The sequence below is a fragment of the Mucilaginibacter defluvii genome (genome assembly GCF_039543225.1).
GTDB classification, from domain to species: domain Bacteria; phylum Bacteroidota; class Bacteroidia; order Sphingobacteriales; family Sphingobacteriaceae; genus Mucilaginibacter; species Mucilaginibacter defluvii.
Window position 1 is genome coordinate 1,577,139 of sequence record NZ_BAABJI010000002.1, and the last position, 24,114, is coordinate 1,601,252.

The 24,114-nt window shown below is 46.1% G+C and carries 15 protein-coding genes; 6 read left to right on the forward strand and 9 right to left on the reverse strand.

Going from position 1 to position 24,114, the window contains the following annotated elements; genetic code table 11:
- Positions 1-187 precede the first annotated feature (187 nt).
- Together ychF and ABD960_RS13160 are read left to right on the forward strand one after the other, a co-directional pair.
- The gene (ychF, locus tag ABD960_RS13155) at positions 188-1,288 is read left to right on the forward strand and encodes a redox-regulated ATPase YchF (RefSeq protein WP_345331619.1); all 1,101 of its coding nucleotides are present in this window, start codon (positions 188-190) and stop codon (positions 1,286-1,288) included.
- Between the two features lie 233 nt (positions 1,289-1,521).
- A complete protein-coding gene (locus ABD960_RS13160; RefSeq protein ID WP_345331620.1) occupies positions 1,522-3,294 on the forward strand; it encodes a DUF885 domain-containing protein in 1,773 nt (590 codons plus the stop codon).
- 74 nt (positions 3,295-3,368) lie between these two features.
- Here ABD960_RS13160 and ABD960_RS13165 read toward each other — a convergent pair whose 3' ends face one another.
- The 9 genes from ABD960_RS13165 to ABD960_RS13205 form a co-directional block, all read right to left on the reverse strand.
- Entirely contained in the window at positions 3,369-6,752 is a 3,384-nt protein-coding gene (locus ABD960_RS13165) for a ThuA domain-containing protein (RefSeq protein ID WP_345331621.1), read from the reverse strand.
- 35 nt (positions 6,753-6,787) lie between these two features.
- Positions 6,788-7,687: a hydroxypyruvate isomerase family protein gene (locus ABD960_RS13170; RefSeq protein ID WP_345331622.1), complete on the reverse strand. Its 900-nt coding sequence runs from the start codon at positions 7,685-7,687 to the stop codon at positions 6,788-6,790.
- A 194-nt stretch (positions 7,688-7,881) separates the two neighbouring features.
- Positions 7,882-8,892: an arabinan endo-1,5-alpha-L-arabinosidase gene (locus ABD960_RS13175; protein WP_345331623.1), complete on the reverse strand. Its 1,011-nt coding sequence runs from the start codon at positions 8,890-8,892 to the stop codon at positions 7,882-7,884.
- Entirely contained in the window at positions 8,864-11,215 is a 2,352-nt protein-coding gene (locus ABD960_RS13180) for a beta-L-arabinofuranosidase domain-containing protein (RefSeq protein WP_345331624.1), read from the reverse strand. The genes ABD960_RS13175 and ABD960_RS13180 overlap by 29 nt, the downstream gene beginning before the upstream one ends.
- A gap of 8 nt (positions 11,216-11,223) precedes the next feature.
- Positions 11,224-12,216, reverse strand: coding sequence for a glycoside hydrolase family 43 protein (locus ABD960_RS13185; protein WP_345331625.1), 993 nt, complete (start codon positions 12,214-12,216; stop codon positions 11,224-11,226).
- A 15-nt stretch (positions 12,217-12,231) separates the two neighbouring features.
- Positions 12,232-13,863 (reverse strand): alpha-L-fucosidase, encoded by a 1,632-nt coding sequence (locus ABD960_RS13190; RefSeq protein WP_345331626.1) that lies wholly within the window; start codon positions 13,861-13,863, stop codon positions 12,232-12,234.
- Positions 13,864-13,905: 42 nt separating this feature from the next.
- Positions 13,906-15,876, reverse strand: coding sequence for an alpha-L-arabinofuranosidase C-terminal domain-containing protein (locus ABD960_RS13195; protein WP_345331627.1), 1,971 nt, complete (start codon positions 15,874-15,876; stop codon positions 13,906-13,908).
- A gap of 29 nt (positions 15,877-15,905) precedes the next feature.
- Positions 15,906-17,447, reverse strand: a complete 1,542-nt coding sequence (locus tag ABD960_RS13200; RefSeq protein ID WP_345331628.1) for an alpha-N-arabinofuranosidase — start codon at positions 17,445-17,447, stop codon at positions 15,906-15,908.
- A 38-nt stretch (positions 17,448-17,485) separates the two neighbouring features.
- Positions 17,486-18,649 carry an aldose epimerase family protein gene (locus ABD960_RS13205; RefSeq protein ID WP_345331629.1) on the reverse strand — a complete coding sequence of 388 codons (1,164 nt, stop codon included), beginning with the start codon at positions 18,647-18,649 and terminating at the stop codon, positions 17,486-17,488.
- A gap of 278 nt (positions 18,650-18,927) precedes the next feature.
- Between ABD960_RS13205 and ABD960_RS13210 the strand changes: the two genes are divergently transcribed.
- The 4 genes from ABD960_RS13210 (at position 18,928) to ABD960_RS13225 (ending at position 24,082) form a co-directional block, all read left to right on the forward strand.
- Positions 18,928-19,638 (forward strand): NUDIX hydrolase, encoded by a 711-nt coding sequence (locus ABD960_RS13210; RefSeq protein WP_345331630.1) that lies wholly within the window; start codon positions 18,928-18,930, stop codon positions 19,636-19,638.
- Between the two features lie 127 nt (positions 19,639-19,765).
- Positions 19,766-21,466 carry a ribulokinase gene (locus ABD960_RS13215; protein WP_345331631.1) on the forward strand — a complete coding sequence of 567 codons (1,701 nt, stop codon included), beginning with the start codon at positions 19,766-19,768 and terminating at the stop codon, positions 21,464-21,466.
- Positions 21,463-22,164, forward strand: coding sequence for an L-ribulose-5-phosphate 4-epimerase (locus ABD960_RS13220; protein WP_345331632.1), 702 nt, complete (start codon positions 21,463-21,465; stop codon positions 22,162-22,164). The genes ABD960_RS13215 and ABD960_RS13220 overlap by 4 nt, the downstream gene beginning before the upstream one ends.
- Positions 22,165-22,177: 13 nt before the next feature.
- Positions 22,178-24,082 carry a glycoside hydrolase family 97 protein gene (locus ABD960_RS13225; RefSeq protein WP_345331633.1) on the forward strand — a complete coding sequence of 635 codons (1,905 nt, stop codon included), beginning with the start codon at positions 22,178-22,180 and terminating at the stop codon, positions 24,080-24,082.
- Positions 24,083-24,114: the final 32 nt, after the last annotated feature.

A 24,114-nucleotide genomic window follows, 5' to 3' on the forward strand; every position in this document is an offset into this window, starting at 1 on the left:
CTTTTTACATTTTTATAACCTGATTTTCCGCTGGCAAAAGTCGTTTATTTTTTCAAAATACAGGAATTTTTTTGTGTTATCTTTGCGGCGTTTTCAAGTCCATAGCCCATAGACCATTGTCGATGGCAAAAAGCAACTTAACCAGGCTATGGACCATCGGCTATCGACTATGGACTGTTAGAAACAAATGGGTTTACAATGTGGTATAGTAGGTTTGCCGAATGTGGGCAAGTCAACACTTTTTAATTGCTTATCAAACGCGAAGGCGCAGGCTGCCAACTTTCCGTTTTGTACTATTGAGCCCAATGTGGGTGTAATTACCGTTCCGGATGAGCGCCTTACCAAGCTTACCGAACTGGTAAATCCAAAAAACGTAGTGCCTAACGTTATCGAGATTGTTGATATTGCGGGCCTGGTAAAAGGTGCAAGCAAGGGCGAAGGTTTGGGCAACCAGTTTTTAGCCAACATCCGTGCTACCAATGCTATCATCCACGTATTGCGTTGCTTTGATAACGATAACGTAATTCACGTTGACGGCTCGGTTGACCCGATCCGTGATAAGGAAATTATTGATACCGAATTGCAATTAAAGGACCTTGACTCGATAGAGAAAAAGATCCAAAAGATAGAAAAGGCCGCCAAAGTAGGTAACGATAAGGAAGCCAAAAAGGCTTTCGAGGTGTTAACCACCTACAAAAACCACCTGCTTTCGGGCAAATCGGCACGTACCGCGCCTGTTGAAGAAGATGATAAGGAACACATCGCTGATATATGGCTGCTTACCGCCAAACCGGTAATGTATGTTTGTAATGTTGGCGAAGCCGAAGTAAATACCGGCAATGCTTACGTTGAAGCCGTACGCGAAGCAGTAAAGGAAGAGAACGCCGAGGTGCTGATCATATCGGCACAGATAGAATCGGAGATCGCTCAACTGGAAACTTACGAAGAACGTGAGATGTTTTTGGAAGATCTTGGTCTTGCCGAATCGGGCGTTAACAAGCTGATAAAAGCGGCTTACAAACTGCTTAACCTGGCTACCTACTTTACCGCCGGTGTGCAGGAAGTACGCGCATGGACCATTACCCAAGGCTTTACCGCCCCGCAAGCCGCAGGTGTTATCCACACCGACTTTGAAAAAGGCTTTATTCGCGCCGAGGTAATTAAGTATAAGGATTTTGTACACTACGGCTCAGAAGCCGCCTGCAAAGAAGCTGGTAAATTATCCGTTGAGGGCAAAACTTATATTGTTGAGGACGGTGATATTATGCACTTTAGATTTAATGTGTAAGCCCCCCAGCCCCCTGAAGGGGGAGTTAAACTAAATAACTTCTTGTCATTCCGAACGGTAGAGAGGAATCTGTCTGCGTTCATAAATAAGCGGACAGATTTCTCCTCGTACCTCGTGCGAAATGACACATAAAATTTATATATAACATACAAAAGCCACCTAACGGTGGCTTTTTCTTTTTGTAACTTATCTTGTAAATCGCCATCTTAACATTAACTGATAAAAACTCATTCATGATAAAACTTTCACACCTATTTACTGCCGCGCTGGCTGTTTCGCTGCTGCCTGCCGCGGTACAAGCCCAGCACAATAAAAACTGGGTAAAAACATCCGACAAGTACACGCAGATGCTGATCGAGCTGGATAAAAAGTATTCACCGGAGTATGGCTCGTCTCAGGGGCTGGCGCAGTATGATACGCTGGTTGCTGTGCCCACCCTGGCTAATGACCTTGCCGAGCGTAAGGAAGAGGAGGCGCTGGTGAATGCCTACACAAAAGCCCTGCAAACCGAAAAAGAGATACATGTGCAGCAGGATCTGCAAATCCTGATAGATCACCTTAAACTGGGCTTCCGTCAGCAGGATTTTGATCGTGGCCGCAAGGTGCCTTTCTATAACCCGACTACCTCGGTTTATGGTGGCTTGGAAGCGCTGCTTGACGAGCAAACCGAGGCCTCGCGACATGCCGCCGCCGTGTCGCGTTTACGCAAGTATGCAGGTTTAGCGAAAGGCTACCGCCCGCTGGTTGATATTTTGAAGGAGCGTGCCCAACGACAAATGGCAAAGCCAAACATGATCTACCCATCAAAACAACGTATGGAAACCGATCTGTCGCGCAACGCGAGTGTGGTTGAGGGTATTGCCGAGCTGTGCAAAAAGTACGAACTAAAGGGCTGGGAAGAACCTTACAACCTGCTTAAAAAGCAACTGTTAGCTTTTGACGAATGGACCAGGGCTACCATACTACCCAAAGCGCGCACCGATTTCCGCTTACCTGCGGAGGAATATGCCATGGAATTGGAGGGTTATGGTATAGATATCCCCCCCGCCGAGGTTGCTAAACTGGCGCACACCGCCTTTACGGATATCCAAAACCAGATGAAGGAGATTGCCGTGCAAATCGCTAAGGAGCGCAACCTGCCATCCACTGATTACCGCGATGTGATGCGCGAACTAAAAAAGGCACAGGTACACGGTGATTCGATAATGCCCTTGTATAAACGCACGCTTGCAGGTGTGGAAGATATCATCCGCAAGGAGCAACTGGTTACGCTGCCTAACCGCCCGGCCATTATCCGCCTGGCTACAGAGGCCGAAACCGCTCAACGCCCTGCACCGTACATGCAGCCGCCGCCGTTTTTAAATAATACCGGCCAGCGTGGGGTATTTGTACTGCCGCTTAACATGCCGCCCAAACCGGGCGAGAAAGCCGACAAATATGATGACTTTACCTTCGAAGCCGCATCATGGACGTTAGTGGCCCACGAGGCGCGCCCCGGCCATGAATTGCAGTTTGATAAGATGGTTGAAGAAGGGGTTTCAACCGCACGGTCACTCTATGCTTTTAACTCTACCAACGCCGAGGGCTGGGGCTTGTATGCTGAATACATCACAAAACCTTACATGCCGCTGGAAGGGCAACTGGTATCGCTGGATTACCGCCTGTTGCGCGCCGCCCACGCCTTCCTCGATCCGGAACTGCAAGCTGGCAAGATCACCCAGGAGCAGGCATTGAATGTATTGATGAAGGATGTGGTACAATCACACGCGTTTGCACAGCAGGAAGTGGAACGCTATACCAACCGTGCCCCCGGCCAGGCTAACAGCTATTTTTATGGCTTCACCAAAATGATACAATTACGCAAGGATACCGAGAAAGCATTGGGTAATAAATTCAAGGCGTTGCGTTTCCACGATTTTATTTTGTCGCAGGGATTGCTGCCGCCAAAACTGATACGTCAGGCGGTGATAAATGAATTTATCCCGATGGAAAATAAGAGCAAATAAGCTTTGTATTAGTTCCACAAAAAAGGCCTGAGTTGTTTAACTCAGGCCTTTGCTTTTATATCACCCGACAGAAATTACTTACTGCCAAAGTTTATCCAATCCACACTGATGAGGTGTTGGTTTGGCTTATCCTTTTTAATGAATACAAAGTACAGATCGTTACGGCCACCCGGATCGCTTACCGGGGTGCTTTGCTCTATATACTTATTCCATTCGCCGGTAGGTGTAAAGTTGAGCGTGCTGATCAGTTGCCCTTTGGGCGATCCAACGTGTACTTCAATCACCCCTGCCCTATTTAACGAAGCGTAGCGATAGGTTAATTGGCCAATACCTTTCAAATCAACATCTTTCAATACAAAGAACGCCTTGTTACCTACTTCGCCAATCTTTTTTCCCTGAATACTCATGTTGTAATGCACATCGGCTTCACCGGCATAAACCTTCGCCGGCCTAAAGATCAGGCTTTTACCGCCGGTCAACTTAGGGGCATTTGTTGCGCCCTTATCAGTATAAGCTGCTGATAGGATGTAACGGCCTTCATCGGCATTCTTAAGATGCTGATCAAAGGTTATGCTGCCCTGAGCAGGAAGTATTACATCCTCTTTACGGTTATTCAGCGTCAGGATGTATTTCACAATTTCCTGCGCGTTAGGTTTTGACAGTTGAGGGTGAGCCGCCATAGAGTGTTCACCCCAAACACCGCCACCACCTTTGATGATCTTATCGGCCAATTTGTCAACAGCGCCTTTGTCGTTAGCATAACGTTTGGCTACTTCAACAAAAGACGGGCCTACTGATTTAGCATCCACCTGATGACAGGCTTTACAATCGCTATTTGCAATCAGCTCTTTGCCGTAGTTATAAGTCGGCGTAAGCGCCTGGTGACCAATTAACGCTTTGTTGCTTTGTACCTTGGCAATATAATTCAACACCACACGCACCTGTTTAGGATCGATGGTTTTATCCTCATTATCCTTAACATCAACCTTATATTTAATGGTTTGCGTTTGCGGAGTGAAGAAGGTACCATTCTTATCGGTAGTGATGGCTACCTGCGGCGTGGTGTTACCCACAATAATCTTAGCGGTATCCATACTGCTTTTACCTGCCTGATCAGTTACTTTAAGTGTTACATTATAAGTACCGTTTTTGGTGAAGGTGTAAGTTGGGTTTAACTCGGTAGAGCCCACTTTGTCACCGTCAAAACGCCACTCATAACTCAACTTGTCGTCCTCGTCATAATCAAAGCTTTTTTGATTGAAGGCTACTTTATATGGCGCAATACCGATGGTATCTTTCGTATCGATCTTGGCGAACGGCGCACGGTTACCTCCATTGTAATCAATACGTACTAAACGAGCATCCACATTATCGATACCGTAAACTGATCCATACTCCAGCATGTATATTGAACCATCCGGACCTATCTCCATATCAACCGGGCGACGGAAATCGCCGTTGGTTTCCATAAAGCGCTCCATGCGTTTAAAGTTGTGGTTTTCATCCATACGGATAACAAACACCCAGTTACGCATCCAATCGTACACAAACCAGCCCTTGTCAAAATACTCAGGCAATTTATTGGCCGATTGAATTTTAGGATCGAAGTGAAAAACAGGACCGCCCATAGCGCAGCGCCCACCCTGGCCCAGCATCGGAAATTCATCATAAGCAGCGTAAGGATACCACACCATCGCGCTTGTAGTAGGCGGCAGGTCTTTTAAACCTGTATTATATGGCGATGTGTTTTTAGGCGCTTTCGGATCAAAGTTGTTACCTATCACTTTGGTCGCGAAATCGTAATCCTTATACGGTTTGCTGTCGCCAACAAAGTATGGCCAGCCATAGTTGCCTGGTTTGCGGGCCTGGTTAAATTCATCATAACCGCGAGGGCCTTGCTTACCATCGTTACCGGCATCAGGGCCAACCTCACCCCAGTAAACAAATGATGTAGCGGTATCAACCGACATACGGTACGGGTTACGGCAGCCCATTACATAAATTTCGGGGCGGGTGTTTGGTGTACCCTTTTTAAACAGGTTTCCTTCGGGAATAGTGTAAGTACCATCCGCTTCGGGGTGTATACGCAAAATTTTTCCGCGCAAGTCATTAGTATTACCCGCCGAACGTTCCGCATCAAAAGTTACTCGGTTAGGGCGCTTATCAATTGGCGCGTAACCTTCAGACTCGAAAGGAACAGTATTATCACCTGTTGAAATGAACAGGTTTTTGTTCCTGTCCCAGGCCAATGAACCACCGGTGTGGGCACTTACTTCGAGCTCGATCGGTATCTCTATCAATACTTTCTCTGATTTCAAATCGAGCACGTTATCCTTGCTGATGGCGAAGCGTGAAATATGTTGCTTGGTTTTGCCATCCGCTTGCGCGGTGTTAAAGAAGTACAGGAAGTTGTTGGTAGCGAAATCCGGGTCAATGGTCATGCCCAGCAAGCCGTTCAGATATTCATCTACCGCCTTAACCGGAAATTTGTATACCAGCGTTGTTTTACCATCTGATGGGGTATACACATAGAAATTACCGGCGCGCTCGATAAAAAACACACGGCCATCAGGCGCTACCGCAAGTTCCATCGGCTCGTTCAAATCGTTTGACAGAACGGTTTTGGTAAAGCGGTTATCTTCCGGTTTTTTCTCTGCATACGCTTTGGTGTAATCAAGCGGGGCATTATTACCCACGGCATATTTAATACCGCCTAACAAGTGCTGCAAAAACAAAGGTTCGCTATAGCTTTCATCCGTATGGCCGCCGCCGGTGTAAAAAGCACGGCCACCATCGTAATCATGATACCAGGCTATCGGGTGTTCGGCGCCATTGGTACCGCCCTCATAACTATCTTCATCCAAAGTAGCCAACACCTTTAAATCAGACTGAATGCTTTTATAGTTGTACCACTCGTCGGTACGTTCCCAACGCTTTGGCAAGCCTTTGGTTGAAATATGGGTAGTGTCAATAACATCAACAGTTGCCGTACGTACATTTGGGTTATTAGGGTGGCTGCTGAAATAAGCGCCTACCAGTTTATTATACCAGGGCCAATCGTACTCGGTATCAGCCGCGGCATGTATACCTACATAACCGCCGCCTGCCTCAATGTAACGCTCAAAAGCCACCTGCTGATCGGCATTAAGCACGTTCATGGTTGTGCTCAGGAAGATTACTGCGCTGTAGTTCTTTAGGCTATCGTCAACAAAATAGCTGGCGTTTTTAGTGGTATCAACTATCATCCCGTTAGCCTTGCCTAACTGTTGCAAAGCGGCAATACCTTTCGGTATTGAAGTATGATACCAGCCTTTGGTTTTGCTAAACACCAGTATGCGCGGCGTTTTGTTAGAACCAGATTTTTGCGGAGATACCGTTTTACAGGCATAAAAAACGGCCGATATACAGCCGGTTATCAGTACTAATGATAATACTTTGTGGTAAACAGATTTAAACATATACCTTGTTTATTGTAAATAGCAGTTAGCCTAAATTAAACATCACAAATTTGAACACCTTGTTTAAGCGAGGCCAGCTTATCTTTCTTTTTCGGGATGAACTCCTGCGCTACGTAGCCTTTAAAGCCGGTATCAACAATAGCTTTCATAATAGCCGGATAATATAGTTCCTGGGTTTCGTCAATCTCGTTACGGCCGGGTACACCGCCGGTATGGTAATGCGAAAAATATTTATTGTACTTACGGATAGTAGCGATCACGTCTCCATCCATAATTTGCATGTGATAGATATCGTACAACAACTTGAAATATTCTGAACCAACAGCATCACATAGCGCAGCACCCCATTTGGTATGATCGCACATATAATCATGATGGTCAACCTTGCTGTTAAGCAGTTCCATCACCATTACCACGTTATGCTTCTCCGCTATCGGCATCAGGCGTTTAAGGCCAACGGCGCAGTTTTTCAGTCCTTCGGCATCATCCATGCCATTACGGTTGCCCGAAAAACAAATGATTTGCTTGAAACCGGCAGCTGCTACTTTCGGAATCACCTCTTCATAGCTTTTAACCAGCTCATCATGCAGCTTAGGATTGTTGAAACCTTCGCCAATGCCTTTACCGGCACCCTGGGTAAGTGCGCAAACCAAGCCGTATTTCTTTAAAGTAGGCCATTCTTCCGGGCCTGTAAGGTCTATTGATTTGATGCCCATTGCTTTGGCTGCCTTGCACAGGTCATCAAGCGAAATATCGCCGTAGCACCAGCGGCATACCGAATGGTTGATACGGCCTTTCATATCATCGCTCAGTAGGGCCTCTGCAGCTGATACGCGGTTAAATAAACTTTGGCCAACAAAAGCCGCTGCGGAAGTAGCCGCCACTTTTTTGATCATATCTCTTCGGGATGATGAGGGTTGATTTTCAATTTTCATTTTTTTAGTCAAGGGTTATAATGACCGGTTTAAATGGATGGATTTAAAAGTACAATAAAAGGAATAAATGTCAAAACTACTATTTTTAAGCACATATCAAACAACCGGTTGCAATTCAGTCAATATCCTGTAACAAAAGGTTAATTTGGGCCAAACATGAACTCAAATTTGCTGTATTGTAACAGTAAAAATACTTAATCATACACATTGGGCCATCCGTTTTTCCAGGTCAGTTTCAGGATGCGCAGCTTGGGCCTGCCGTTATCGTGCGCATCGTAACCATGAAACACCAGGTAATCGTTTCCGTTAAAAGTAGCTACCGCATTATGCCCTGCGCCATACCAATTGCTGTCCGGCTGCAATACCGCAGTTCCGCCGCCGTGTTTTAGGTCAATACCCTGCCCGTCCAGATAAGGACCCTTTATATTTTTTGACCGGCCCACGATCATTTTATAATTACTCGCCGGGCCTTTACAGCAATAATCTATTGAAGCAAATAGGTAATAATATTCATCCTTCTTAAAAATGAATGGCGCTTCAATGGCGTTGGCTTCCCGCTCGCCGGTTGTCTTCCTGCTGGCTATGGTTCGTAAATGATCTATATCCTCTGCAAAACTTAACCTGTCGGTGTTCAACTTCAACATTTTAATACCGCCCCAAAATGAACCAAACACCAGGTAAGGCACGCCCTTTTCATCCGCGATCAGGTTTGGGTCGATGGCGTTCCAGTTGGTTTTACCGGGACGAGATTGAATAACAAGGCCATGATCCACCCACTTAAAATCGGGACTTTCGGGATTAAGCGTTTTATTGGTAGCCATCCCTATGGCTGACGTATTTTTTCCAAACACCGAAACAGAATAATACAGGTAATAAGTTCCGTTATGAAATGAAATATCCGGCGCCCAGATGTAACCCTTAAAGCCGGGTATCGAGTCGACCGCCCATTTGGGCGCTTGGGCAAAAACAGGCTTTTCTCGCTTCCAGTTCAGCATATCAATTGACGACCAAACCGAAATACCATTACCCGTGCAGAAGATGTAATACGTACTATCCTGCCTGATGATCACCGGATCATGCACGGAGATATCTTTACGCCCTATCTGCGCGCTCGCCTTAAGCCCGATTAAGAGCAGAATAGCTACAGCTAAAACGCCAACCCAGTGGTTTGTCAGTTTATTTAATGAGCCGTATTTCAAAAACATCTTCAGTTTGTGAACCTTGCTGCGCCCGGAATGTAAGCTCCATATTTTGTTTTTGCTTTGCTGATGCAGGCACATCAAATTCGGCTGTGTAAAAGCCTTTGCCATCAACATTACTTAACCTTACAGGCGACAGTTTTGTGCCATCCAAGTAAACATCAAAAGCTCGGTTATCAGCCTTACGATAAGTAACTAATAAGGTTTGAGCCGAGTTTGACGGATTTTTAAGCGTGTAGGTAAACCAATCCCGTGCCGTGCGGAAATGCTTGTCTTTATAAGTTCCTGTCCAGGTGTTTTCGCCTTTGTAAGCATGGTCGTTTTCGGGCTGCTGTTCACCGGCGGTTATCCTGTCAACCGTAATGGCATCCAGTTTCAGTTTGGCTTCTTCCACCCTGCGCATGCTATCCTTCATAGCGGCTAAACCTGCTTTGCTGGTATACGGCCAATACAGCATATAACGGCTGTTATACAGCGTATAAAAGGGTACCAGCTTCAGGTTTTGATATTTAGGCTGATCAATGGCGTTGAGCTTGAATATCATTTTATTGTTATCCACGGTTTGTACAACAGATGGCAGTTCTGTCTTTTCAACAACAATCAGCGGGGCATCATTAAGCGGACGAAGCGGCCCACCGGCCACATGCCCCATTCGGCTATCATCAGCAAATAACCCTTTCTGGTCGGCAGTATCGGTAGCTGCGGCAAGTACAACCGGCCCATGTATAAACGATACCCAGTCAGAGCCATCGGGCAAGGCCTCAACCTTGGTTTGCATCGGTAACTTAACTTTAACAATATCGCCCGTTTTCCATTTACGGCTGATGGCTACATAAGTGTTAGCATCTTTAACAACCTTAACTGGTATATTATTCACCCAAACCTGCATAGCGCCGTCCTTTACCCAGGCCGGATAGCGAAGATGCAATGCAAAGGTTTGCGGCTGTTTTACTGTAAGCTTGATGATTGATTCATCGTTGTAAGGCAGTTGGGTTTGCTGCTCCAGTTTCACACCCTTTTCTGCCCAATTTAATGTTGACGGAATAAACAGGTTTACAAAAACATCCTTCGCCGTGTGTGCATAAATATGTTCGCCATAGCGACCATGATTTTCAAGTCCGCTGCCTACGCAACACCAAAAACTTTGCTGCGGACTTGAGTATACCCGGTAATGCTGCGGCCTTATCGGCGTAAAATACACAAAACCACCGTTAGGGTTTTGCGATGACAGGATATGGTTGTATAATGTCCGCTCGTAATAATCCATATACGCTGCCTTCGGCTTAGCCATAAACAAATGGCCGGTAAGCTTAAGCATATTATAGGAATTACAGGTTTCGGGTCCCTCTCGGGTTTCCACCATTCCCGAAAAATCATTTACAGGGTTAAAGTGCTCGCTTACGCTGTTGCCGCCAATAGATATTGTTCGGTGTTCTACCACATCGTGCCAAAAATAATCGGCCGCATTGGCCCAAGCGGTATCATGCGCTAGTTCAGCAACGCGCATGTAGCCAATAACTTTGGGTATTTGCGTATTGGCATGTATACCGGTGAGCGAATCGCGGCGGTGCAGCAGCGGGTTCAATATTTTTTTGTGCGAGAACTTCCTCGCCAGTTCCAGATACTTTTTATCTCCGCTTATAGCAGCTATATCGGCAAATACCTCATTCATGCCGCCGTGTTCGCTGGTTAGCATACGTTGTATCTGCGCGTCACTAAGTTTTGAGGTGAGACGGTATGCCCAATCGGAATATTTTAGCAATACCGTTTTGGCTTGCTGATTACCGCCAACCTGGTAAGCATCTATCAACCCGGCAAATGTTTTATGGATGTTGTACAGCGGTACCCAATGCCTGTTAAGCGAAAAGTTGTCTGCCTGGATATCGCCCAAACCCACCTGCTTCCACATGGTCTTACCACCCGGAACCCCGCCAATGTAGCCATCGCCGTCCTTTTGCTGGCACAGGGCAAGTTGTGCCACCATGTAATCCAACCGGTCCTTTATGCGCTTATCGCCGGTTGAGGCGTACATATAAGCCAAAGCCGAAAGGTAATGCCCGCCAATATGCCCGTCCAGCCCGGTGTTTTCCCAGTTACCGTAGCTTTTAGCTTCCGGCGTTAGTCCCGCCTCACGCAAATAAGGCGCTAACAAACGGTCGGCATCCAGTTCCAGAATATAATTAAGATCAGTTTGCTGGGCTGACCTGAAAGGCCCCGGCAGCAGGCGCACCTGCGATACGCGGAACTGCTGCACTTGCTGTGCCTTTACGCCAGTTAAACTTATCCCCAAAACAACCGCTGCCATCACCAGCCCGCTCAATACCTTCATTACGAAAATTATTTTGCAGGTTTAATCCCCTGCGTGCTCATCTGAATTTTCTTTATAGTTCCGTCGGCATTGTAATACAAGTAATCAATACAAACCGACCGCCTGTAGCTGCCGCCATTGGTTGGTAAAGCCCCGTTGTGATAAATAAAATACGATTTATCTTTAAAATCAATTATCGACTGGTGATTGGTGTTGGAGTTACCCGCCACCTCGTTGATAATTCCCTTAAATACCCAGGGGCCGTTAATATTTTTACTCATGGCATAGGCAATTTTCTCGGGGAACTGATAGGCATAAGACAGGTAATACCAGCCCTTACGCTTATGTATCCATGGCGCTTCGGTAAAGTTAGGTAAGCCGGTTATCGCTTTTATCGGCCCGTCGAGCTCGGTCATGTTGGGTTTAAGCTTGGCATAATAACAAGCCGTATTACCCCAAAACAGGTAAGCCTGCCCGTCGTCATCAATAATTACCGATGGGTCAATATCATCCCAGGTGATGCCGGTCTGCTTGGTCATGTCATTAGTAATCAGCGCTGATCCGCGTGCATCCCTGAACGGACCGGTGGGTTTATCAGCAACCGCAACGCCAATGGCTTTCCCGTTAACGGTTCCATGTTCAACGGCTACATACCAGTAAAATTTACCGTTGCGCTCAATTACCTGCGACGCCCAGGCATCAGCCTTGGCCCATTTAAAGGCCTTTACGTTTAATGGCGATGGATGCTCTTTCCAGTTCACCATATCAGCCGACGAGTAGCAAAGCCACTCGCTCATGTAATAATAATCCTTGCCGGTTGGCGGCTCATCGTGCCCGGTGTACAGGTAAACGCTGTCCTTATAAACAAAAGCGGCAGGGTCGGCCGTAAATTTATTTTTGATTATAGGGTTACGTGCCAACGTATCGGGCATGTTATCTTTTTTAGCAGATTGACCAAATACCATTAGCTGCCCAAAGGCCAAAGCCACCAATACAGATACCTTTAAAAATTTGATATTCATTAATTTATATCCTTATTAAACAGCGCCGGTTATTTTTAAAACATACGCATCATTGCATGGCCTTTCGGCAGGCATATCAACGCTAAGCCCATCCGCACTTTGCTGAAAGGCTAGCTTGGCGTTACTGCCCAGCAGTTGCACGTTGGTAATTTTACCCGCATTGCCCATTACTTTAATGATGCTTTTATTATTTGCAGGCCAATCCAGCAATGTTGCGTAAACTACATCTCCTTTTGTAGTAAAACGCATATCCTCAGCGGTATAAGGTTTATTTTTACCTTCGTTAAAGCCCTGTGCGCTAAGCGGCGCGGCCGATGCCATGGCAGGCCCTTCGCCGTATACTTTCCAAGGGCGCGTTCCGTAAATACATTCGCTGTTCACCTTCATCCAGGCGGTAATGCCGTCAACTACCGCGCGCTCTTTCTCATCCATGCTGCCATCACCCCTCAGTGGAACGTTTAGCAAAAAGTTCCCGTTCTTGCTTACTACATCAACCAGGGTATGCACAACTGTTTTTGGCGTTTTGTAACCATTATCGTTATACACCCGCCTGTCATAATGCCACTGGCCAATACAGGTATCGGTTTGCCACGGGAACGATTCGATCTTATTGCTTTGCCCGCGCTCGATATCCCATATCATGCATTTGCGCTGTTGTTCGTCCAGTATCTTACCAAACACAGCCGCCCTGTTTTTACCATATTTTTTGATGCTCTTGTTGTATAAGTAAGCGGTTACCTTCAGACCAACATCACTTACAGGCCATAGCGGCAACGCGGTATCATCAAAATACATTAGTTCCGGATCATAATGATCTATCAGGTCGATCATCCGGTTATAAAAATTATCGCAATAAGCCTTCGTTGGCGGATAGGCTCCATTTTCCCAACCCCATTGCCCATGTATGGCGCCAGAGTTCTGGCTATCTTTGCTTAAGGGGTGATTTTGCGCGTAAAGCTCCTGCGGATCTAAACCATCCCACCACTTGCCTTTGCCATCGGTCTTAGTTAACTTTCCATCATAAGGCACACCTGCATATGGGCCGCTCTTATCTGATAGTTGCGAACTTTCATACCAACGCCAGGCATGCGCGGAGTGTACGCTAACACCAAACGGCAGGCCTTGCCTTTTTGCGGCAGCAGCCCAACCCTTTAATATATCTTTTTTAGGGCCTACCTTAGTTGAATTCCAGCGCTGGTGTTTGCTGTTAAACAGGTCAAGGTTGTCATGGTGATTGGCAAGCGCCATGAAATACTTAGCTCCGGCATTTTTGTATAGCTCTACTGTTTCTTCAGGATTCCAGCGCTCGGCTTTCCACTCGTTTATTACATCTTTGAAACCAAATTTGGATGGATGACCATATTTTTCGCAATGAAATTTATACTGATCGCTGCCTTCTTCATACATGCCGCGGGCATACCAATCGCCATGTTCAGGCTGGCATTGCGGGCCCCAGTGTGCCCATATGCCAAATTTGGCATCGCGAAACCAGTCGGGCACCTCGTAATTTGCGAGCGAAGCCCACGTAGGTTGAAAAGGCCCTTTAACATCACCGGCTAAATTTAGCAAACCGCCAGCTTTTGATTTAGAAAGGTACAGCGCCGATAAGCCGGTCAGTCCTGTTTTCAATAACGATCTTCTGTCCATCAGTACTTTTTAAGATTTACCTGCATTGAGGGGGGCAAATGTTTATTTAAGTTTTAATTTAATTACTTTGAATGAGTATGGCTCGGCAGCTATTGTAAGTTTAGCTCCTAATATACTTACCTGGCTATCAATCGGTGAGACAAACTGCGGCTCGGCTAATGAATTAACCGCATCAGGTTTAGCGCTCTTAAGTGTGGTAATCCGTGCTGTTTGCTGATATTTCGCCAGATCCTTAATATTCAGATCGGCATTTTGATTATTACCGGATACATTCACCAGCTTTATCAGCAACTCACCTGTTTTACTGTTGATGGCGGCGTTGGCGTATATACCAGCCTGCCCCGCTATGGGCTGGCCATTAAGCAGCATCGGCACCACGTTTGTACCTTTATTTAGTGAGTATAACTTTTGTACGTAATAGTTTGGCGTACCGTAATGCTTCAGGTTATCAAACCAGATCAGATCGGGCGCCCACTGCCAGGCATCCACATGGGCAAATAATGGCGCGTACGACGCCATGTTTACCACATCGGCATTACGCTCGAGGCCGGTCATGAAGGCTGCTTCAGCCAATGCGGCCTCCAGGTTATTCTTTTTTAAAGCATCATCAACGCCCGGTACATGCGCGGCATATTCGCCCGCGAATATTTTAGGGCCGTTACGGTCGTAACTGTCATAACGCCTCGCATTATCCCTGAACCATTGCGGCGGGCGGTAATAGTGCTCGTCCAAAATATCAGCGTGAAGTTTACGGAAGGCCGTATTCAGGGTATCAAACCTTGCACCATCAGGATCAGTGCCGGTGCTGGTTACAATTTTTACCTGCGGATATTTCTTCTTGATAGCATCGCGGAAAAGTGTCCAGCGTTCAACATAGTTTGGGCCCCAGTTCTCGTTACCAACCCCCAGCATTTTAAGGTTGAATTTTGCCGGGTGACCCAGGCTGATACGCAGCTTACCCCATTTGGTGCTGGCATCGCCATTGGCAAACTCGATCAGGTCGAGTGCGTCCTGCACGTAAGGGTCAATCTGATCAACCGGAACCAGTTCGCCGCTGTTAAACTGGCAGGCCATACCGCAGTTCAGTATCGGTAAAGGCTCCGCGCCAATATCTTCGGCCAGCATAAAATACTCCATAAACCCTAAACCAAACGACTGGAAATAATCAGGCGTTGAGCGGTGTTTGAACTCAGTATTCCAGCGGTTGATAATAGTTTCGCGCTTGTCAACATCGCCGATGGTTTTTTTCCACTGATAACGGTTTACCAGGTAACGGCCTTCAACAATACATCCGCCGGGGAAGCGGATAAAGCCGGGTTTCATATCGGCGAGCATTTGTACCAGGTCGGCACGCAGGCCGTTCTCACGGTTTTTCCAGGTACGCTGCGGGAACAAAGATATCATATCCAGATCAATCGTTCCCTTACCCTGCACAGTAACTGCCAAGCTACCTTTAGCAGCCTGCGCTGATGCCGGAATGCTCACTTTAAACTTTTTCCACACAGCAGATTTTGGCTGTAATGATGCCGTACCGATAACTTTGCCGTTTTCATCACGCAGTTGTAACTGTAATTTAACGTTACTACCGGCAGGCTGCCGGGCTATTATCGAAAAGTAATAACCTTCGCCTTTGCGTATGCCCATGCCGCGATACCCCTCATTTTGCAGCGTAATACCCTGCGCTGACGCGGCTACATTAATATAATGCGGATTATCCGGGCGTTCGGCTTTACGGTCAATCACTTTTACGGCAGTACTATCACCTGTAATCGTCCAACCCATTAAATTGCGGTCAAACTCGAAGGACCGGTTTTTTACCAGTTCGGCATACAAACCGCCGTCGGCACCCATGTTAATATCTTCGAAAAATACGCCATACATAGTAGGCTGTACCGTTGCCTTTAACTGCGTAGGATCAATGGTATAAACGGCATTGGTTTGGGTAAAAGCCGCCGTTGATAAGCACATGGCACCAAGTGCCATTGCCATTTTACCTGATTTAATTTTTATCATCAAAACGTTATACTTTGTTCAAACAAAACTTATTTCTTAAGCTCTAATACGACTACGGATATCGGCGGCAGTTTAACCTTTAATTTACCACCTTTAAGTGATGCTTCCTTAAATGCCACAGATTTCAACTTATCAGGCGTACTAAAGCTGTTATAATCCTGCAATGTTTTTGAGGTTAAAATACGGCCTGTTAAGTTTTTATAAGCCGAAGTGTCCAGTGTAATCTCTATTTCCTGTGCATTCTTTGGGTCGATATTGGTAAGGGTGATGTGTGTCACGCCTGCCTTATCAGCCGATGCAGATACCGATACCGCCGGAAGTTTTTCGTTACCGAAAACGTAGTCCTTGGTAGTTAATTCAACCGGCAACAGGGTCGCATCCTGATGAACGTTGTACATTTCGAGCACGTGGTAGGTTGGCGTAAGTATCATTTTTTCCTTATCAGTTAAAATAACAGCCTGCAATACGTTGATTGCTTGCGCCAGATTGGCCATACGCACCCTATCGGCATGGTTGTTAAATATGTTCAGCGTTACACCGGCAATAAGCGCGTCGCGCATGGTATTTTGTTGAAACAGGAATCCCGGGTTGGTACCTTCTTCCACATCGTACCAGCCGCCCCATTCATCAACCACCAGCGCTATTTTTTTCTGCGGATCGTATTTATCCATAATAGCCGAGTGCTTGGTTACCAGCTCTTCCATAAACAGCGCGCTTTTCATGGTGCGGAAATACTGGTCTTCAGTATATTTTACCGCCGGGCCTTTTTTATTCCAGTCGATAACCGAGTAGTGGTGCAATGCAACGCCTTCCACCAGGTGTGAGGGGATGATTTTCATCAGCGTTTCTGTCCAATGGTAATCGGCAGAATTAGCACCCGACGCAATACGGAATAGTTTATCACCGGTCATGAAGGTGGCATATTTCTTAAACTCGTTGGCGTAATATTCCGGTGTCATGTTACCGCCGCAGCCCCAGGCTTCGTTACCTACCCCCCAAAAGCGTACATCCCATGGCTTGTCGCGCCCGTTCTCTCGGCGCAGGTTCGACATAGGATTCTTATTGTCCGAACTTACATATTGTACCCAGTCGGCCAGTTCCTGCACGGTGCCGCTGCCAATGTTACCTGCCAGGTATGGGTCGGTATTTAACAGTTCACACATATTTAAAAAATCGTGCGTACCAAAGCTATTATCCTCTGTAACACCACCCCACCATTTATTAACGATGGATGGGCGCTTATCCTTAGGGCCGATACCGTCTTTCCAGTGGTAAGTATCGGCAAAGCAACCGCCCGGCCAGCGCAACGATGGAATTTTCATCTTTTTAAGCGCGGCAACAATATCATTACGTACACCTGCGGTGTTTGGTATCTTTGAAGTATCGCCCACATAAAATCCGCCATAAATGCAACGGCCCAAATGCTCGGCAAAATGGCTGTAAATATATTTGCTGATAACCGTTTTATTTTGCCCGGCGCGTATTACAGCCGTGTTTTGCTGCGCGTTAGCACCAAAGGCCAGCAGCAGCATAACCGAAGCTATTTTAGCGGATTTACCAAATAAATTCATAATCAAGGTTTATTGAGGTTTTATTGTTGGTTACTGAATTATTTAGCTATCGAAAATTTATAGGTAGTGGTAGTTTTATACTCCTGCCCCTGTTTTAATACGGTTGACGGGAAAGATGGCTCATTAGGTGAATCAGGGAAATGCTGGGTTTCGAGGCACAATGCGGAGCGGTGCGGGTAAGCTACGCCACCTTTTCCATCCTTGTCGGCGCCGGTTAAAAAGTTGCCGCTGTAAAATTGTAATCCCGGTTCGGTGGTATAAACATCCATGCTGATGCCGGTTACCGGGCTTGATACGGTAGCTACCGGTTTATCGGCAGCGGTTTTATTCAATACAAAGTTATGATCGTAACCCTTGCCAAACTTTAGTTGCTCGTTATCAGCCTCTATATCTTTACCGATGGCTTTAGCCGTAGTAAAATCAAACGGAGTTCCTTTCACCGCATCCAACTCACCTGTCGGGATCAAGGTATTATCTACCGGCGTAAACTTATCAGCATTAATATATAGCTGATGATTGGTTATAGCCGCGCCGGTATGCCCGTTCAGGTTAAAATAAGCATGGTTGGTCAAATTTACAACCGTCGCCTTATCCGTAGTAGCTTTGTAAGCTATTTTAAGTTCGTTATCATCGGTTAGTTCATAGGCAACATCAACGGTAAGCGTACCCGGGTAGCCACCCTCGCCATCTTTTGAAATATAGCTTAGCTCAAGTGTTTTATCATCGGCCTTTTTAACGTCCCAAACCTGGCAAAAAAAGCCTTTGAAACCACCATGCAGGGTATTAACACCATCGTTAATATCCAGTTGATACTGCTTGCCATCCAAGGTAAATTTACCTTTGGCTATTCGGTTGCCATAACGGCCTATCAACGCGCCGAAATAAGGCTCACCTTTTTTCTGATAGCTTTTAAGCGAATCGTAACCCAAAACAACATCGGTAAGCTTACCATCTTTGTCGGGCACATTCAGGCTCACCACCCGGCCGCCATAATTTGTAATAACTACGCTTACGCCCTTGCTATTTTTTAGGGTATACAGGCTAACCTCTTTGCCATCAACGGTACCTTTAATGTTAGTTGTTGCACTATCCGCAGCAATGGTATCGGTGTTTTCAGCGGTTTGCTTTGAGGGTCCGCCGCAGGCGGTGATGGCTGTGGCTATTACTAAGCTCATAATTATCTGTACAGATTTATTTTTCATAAAACGAATATTAACAGGTTTAAAGATTATAATTGGCTCGACATGGACAGGGTGGTTTTTTGCCCTGTAGTGCTCCGAAAGTATAAAATAAAAATTTAATTGTGATAAAAACACTTAAAAAAATTACACTTTTGTTCTTAACGGGCTAATAAGTCAACGCAAACAATATTGCTAAATCGAGCTTATTAGTACCAAACCAGGTATAATTAACATATTTACTTTTTTAAGCTGAATAATTACATTTGCAGTTACGCAACAGCCTTTATTACAAATAAAAAATGCAGAAATACTCCAAACAAACCCGTTTATTACTTGCAGTTGATTGTATTGTGTTTGGTTTTGACGGTGAAGCTTTGAAGATTTTGCTGATTAAAAGAGGCTTTCAGCCCGAAAAAGGGAACTGGAGTTTAATGGGCGGCTTTGTGCAGCCCGACGAAAGTTTAGATCAGGCATCAAACCGCATACTTAAAGAACTTACCGGACTTGAGGGCGTTTACCTGGAGCAGCTCCATACTTTTGGCGATCCGCAGCGCGACCCAATTGAGCGCACAGTATCAGTAGCTTATTTCGCGCTTATTGATATTAACAAGTATAAAAAGCAGATAAGCGACGACTATCACGCCGAGTGGTTCACGCTAAAGCGCACGCCTAAAGTAATATTCGATCAGCAGGAAATGGTGGAGCTGGCTAAAAAGCGCATTCGGTATAAAGCGGCCATGCACCCAATATTATTTGAGTTGCTGCCATCAAAGTTCACCATACCGCAATTGCAAAACCTTTACGAAAACGTTTTTAATACGGCTATTGATAAACGCAACTTTAGCAAGCGCGTGCTGGCCACAGGTTTATTAATTAAACTGAACGAAAAAGATAAAGCAGGCTCAAAACGCGGCGCATATTATTACCAGTTAAATATGCACAACTACTATTCAAAGTTCCAGGCGTTTATGAACTTCATACCTAACCCAGACAGTATTTCGGCATCCTGATATAATTCGCCTACCGCAGGCATCGTATCATTTTAAAAGCACACGTATTTTTTTTCAAAAAAAAGCGCTTAAAATTTTTATTTATCAAAATTTAAGTGTTAATTCGACACTCATTATAAATCTAATCATGACCAATAAAGCATATGTGATCGGCGTCGACTACGGGTCAGACTCCGTGCGCTCGGTTATTGTTGACGCTGCCAACGGGCAGGAAATAGCCTCATCAGTATACAATTATCCACGCTGGCAAAAGGGCCTTTACTGCAATGCAGCCGAGAACCAGTTCCGTCAGCATCCGCTCGATTATATCGAAGGTTTGGAAACTACCATAAAAGATTGTTTAAGCCAGGCTGGCGCTGATGTTGCCGCGCTGGTTAAAGGTATAGCCGTTGATACAACCGGCTCTACCCCTGTTGCGGTTGACGCGACAGGCCATCCGCTGGCGCTGCGCCCCGACTTTAAGGAGAACCCTAACGCCATGTTTGTTTTATGGAAAGACCATACCGCCGTTGATGAGGCAGCCGAGATAAACGAACATGCCACGAAGTTTGATACCAACTACCTTAAATATGTAGGCGGCATCTATTCGTCCGAATGGTTTTGGGCAAAATTGCTGCACATTATCCGCATGGATGAAGAAGTGAACAACGCCCTGCACTCGTGGGTAGAGCATTGCGACTGGATACCTTTTTTGCTTACCGGCGGTACCGATGTTAAGCAAATTAAACGCAGCCGTTGCGCTGCCGGCCATAAAGCCCTTTGGGCCGAAGAATTTGACGGCTTACCGCCGGATGAGTTCTTTTCATCATTAGACCCGTTGCTGACTGGCATTACCGGTAAACTTTTTAAAGACACTTATACCTCTGATGTTCCGGCAGGGAACATCAGCCAGGAGTGGGCCGATAAATTAGGCTTACCTGCCGATGTGGTTGTAGGTGTTGGCGCGTTTGATGCGCACATGGGCGCCGTAGGCGGCCAGATTGAGCCTTATTACCTGAGCAAGGTAATGGGTACCTCAACCTGCGATATGATGGTGGTTCCGGCTGAGGATATTGAAGGTAAAACCGTACGCGGTATCTGCGGACAGGTTAATGGCTCTGTTATACCAGGCATGATCGGTTTAGAAGCCGGTCAGTCAGCCTTCGGCGATACTTATGCCTGGTTTAAAAACCTGGTAAGCTGGCCAATTAACAATTTGCTAAGCCAATCAAAACTGATAGATGAAGCTACCGCCGAAAAACTAAAAGAGGAAATAGCCGAGCAGATCATCCCTGAACTAAGCCGCCAGGCCGCTTTATTACCGATTGAAAGTGATAATGAACTGGCTATCGACTGGTTCAACGGCCGCCGCACGCCGGATGCTAACCAGCTGCTTACCGGCGCAATTGCCGGCTTAAACCTTGGCAGCGATGCGCCGCGTGTTTTCCGTGCGTTAGCTGAGGCTACCTGCTTTGGCGCCAAAAGTATTGTTGATCGTTTTATTGACGAAGGCATTCCGGTTAAGGGCATCATCGGCATTGGCGGCGTTGCCAAAAAATCGCCGTTTGTAATGCAAATGATGGCTGACGTACTAGGCATGCCTATCCGCATTCACCAGTTTAAACATACCTGCGCGCTTGGTGCAGCCATGTTCGCCACAGTGGCGTCGGGCGTATACTCATCAACAGAAGAAGCGATGGAAGCGATGGGCCGTGGTTTTGATGTGGAGTACATTCCTAATGCGGATAACGCTGCAATCTACGCCAACCGATACCAGCAATACAAAGCCTTGGGCGCCGATATTGCTAAACAAATTACCGCTAACCAGGCAAATACTGTTACAGCATGAGCAAAAAATATCATGATATAAGAGAGAGCGCTTACGAAGCCAACATGCAGCTACCTAAATTGGGCTTAGTGCTGTTTACTTTCGGTAACGTTAGCGCTGCCGACCGTGAGGAACGCGTATTTGCTATCAAGCCAAGCGGCGTACCTTACGAGAAGCTATCACCAAAGAAAATGGTGATTGTTGATTTTGACGGCAATATTGTTGACGGCGATCTACGCCCATCATCGGACACCAAAACACATGCTGTTTTATACACGCATTGGGAAAACATCAACGGCATTGTACACACACATTCCACTTACGCTACAGCATGGGCGCAAACACAGCGCGATATACCTATTTTCGGCACCACACATGCCGATCACCTTACGGTTGATGTACCCTGTGCCCCGCCTATGGATGACGAGATGATCAAGGGAGATTATGAGCATGAAACCGGTTTCCAGATCATGAACTGCTTTAAGGAGAAAGGCCTTAGCTATGAGGATGTGGAAATGATACTGGTAGGCAACCACGCCCCTTTTACCTGGGGAAAAACTGCCGACAAGGCCGTATACAACAGCGCCGTTTTAGAGAGCGTTGCACAAATGGCTTACCTTACCGAGCAAATAAAGCCTATGGCGCCGCGCCTTAAGGATGCCCTGATAAAAAAGCACTTTGAACGTAAACATGGCCCTAACTCTTATTACGGCCAATAAATAAGCCCCCTATATGTACAAATATATTTTTTTAGTGTGTGCGGGCATGTTAGCGGTTTGCGCGAAAGCGCAAACTGTTAGCAGTCCGGACAAAAGCATTACAGTATCGTTTAACATTAACGCAGGCAAACCCGTTTATTCGGTAACCCGCAAGGGAACGCCGGTTATTGCGGCATCCGCTTTAGGTATTGATCAGAGCAACGGGAACTTTTACAGCGGCTTAAAGCTCAAATCATCAAAAAGCAGTATGGGCGGCCAGCTTTACACCATGGTGAACGCCAAAAAGCACCACATTAACTATAAGTACAGTGAGCGTGTTTATAGTTTGCTTAACGCCGCCGGTAAGCAAATGAATGTGATCTTCCGGGTGTCAGATGACGGTGTAGCCTTTCGCTATCATTTCCCGGACGGCGGCAAGAATGACGCGGTCATCAACAAAGAAGTTACCGAGTATCACTTCGCCCCGTCAACAAAAACCTGGCTGCAACCTAAAGCCGAAGCCAAAAGCGGTTGGGAACATACTAACCCGTCTTACGAAGAAAATTACGATCAGGATGTTACCGCAGGTAAATCCGCTAAAAACGGCTGGATATATCCTGCACTCTTTAAAACCGGTAATAATTGGGCTTTGATAACCGAAGCAGGTATGGACGGAAGCTATTGCGGCACCACGCTAAAAAATGACCAGGGAAACAGTAATTATAAGATCAGCTTTCCTGACGCACGTGAAATTTATACCGGCAGAGATCTGCTGCCTAAAAACGTAACCTATACGCCTTGGCGTGTAATTACCATAGGCAGTTTGAAAACTATTGTAGAATCTACTTTGGGTACAGATGTTGCACCACCGGCTATTTTGCTTAAGGACGAATCCATAGTAAAGCCCGGTAAAGCGGCCTGGAGCTGGATCATGAGTAAGGACGATTCCATCACCTATACTGAGCAAATACGCTACGTTGACCTGGCCCATAAAATGAACTGGCAATACTGCCTGGTTGATGCCGCCTGGGATCAAAAGATTGGTTACGACAAAATAAAACAACTGGCCGATTACGCCAAAACCAAAAATGTAGGCATACTATTGTGGTACAATTCCGCAGGCCCATGGAATACCGTAAAATACACTCCAAAAGATAAACTACTTACGCACGAGGATCGCGAAAAGGAATTTACCCGCTTGAACGAAATGGGTATAAAGGGCGTAAAGATTGACTTTTTTGGTGGCGATGGCCGCTCAATGATCCAGTATTACGTTGATATTTTGAAGGATGCTGCCGCGCATGGCCTGTTAGTAAATTTTCATGGCGCTACTTTACCACGCGGATGGGCACGCACTTACCCCAACCTGATGACTACCGAGGCTGTAAAAGGTTTTGAGATGGTTACGTTTGATCAAGGCAATGCTGATAACCAGGCGAACCATTGCGCCATGCTGCCATATACCCGCAACGCGTTCGATCCGATGGATTTTACGCCCATGAACTTGTACAAAATACCTACGCAGGTAACACGTAAAACTACCAGCGGCTTTGAGCTGGCTACCAGCGTAGTGTTCCTGTCGGGCATACAGCATTACGCGGAGTCGCCTGATGGCATGTCGCGTCAGCCCGAATATGTAGTATCGTTCCTGCAAAATCTGCCTAACTATTGGGATGATGTACGCTTTGTTGACGGCTATCCGGGTAAATACGCGGTTATCGCGCGTAAAAGCGGTAACAAATGGTACGTAGCAGGTATAAACGGCGAAAATGAAGGCAAAGAAGTTACCATCAACCTGAAAGATTTCAAAGCCACCAAAGCTAAACTAATTACAGATGGCGCGGAACCACTAACCTTTACGCAAAGCAACGTACCTACCAACAACCCGGCAAAGATTACTATGAAAGGCAACGGTGGCTTTGTGCTCGTACTGGAATAAAACTTGAAACAACTTATTTAATACTGAATATT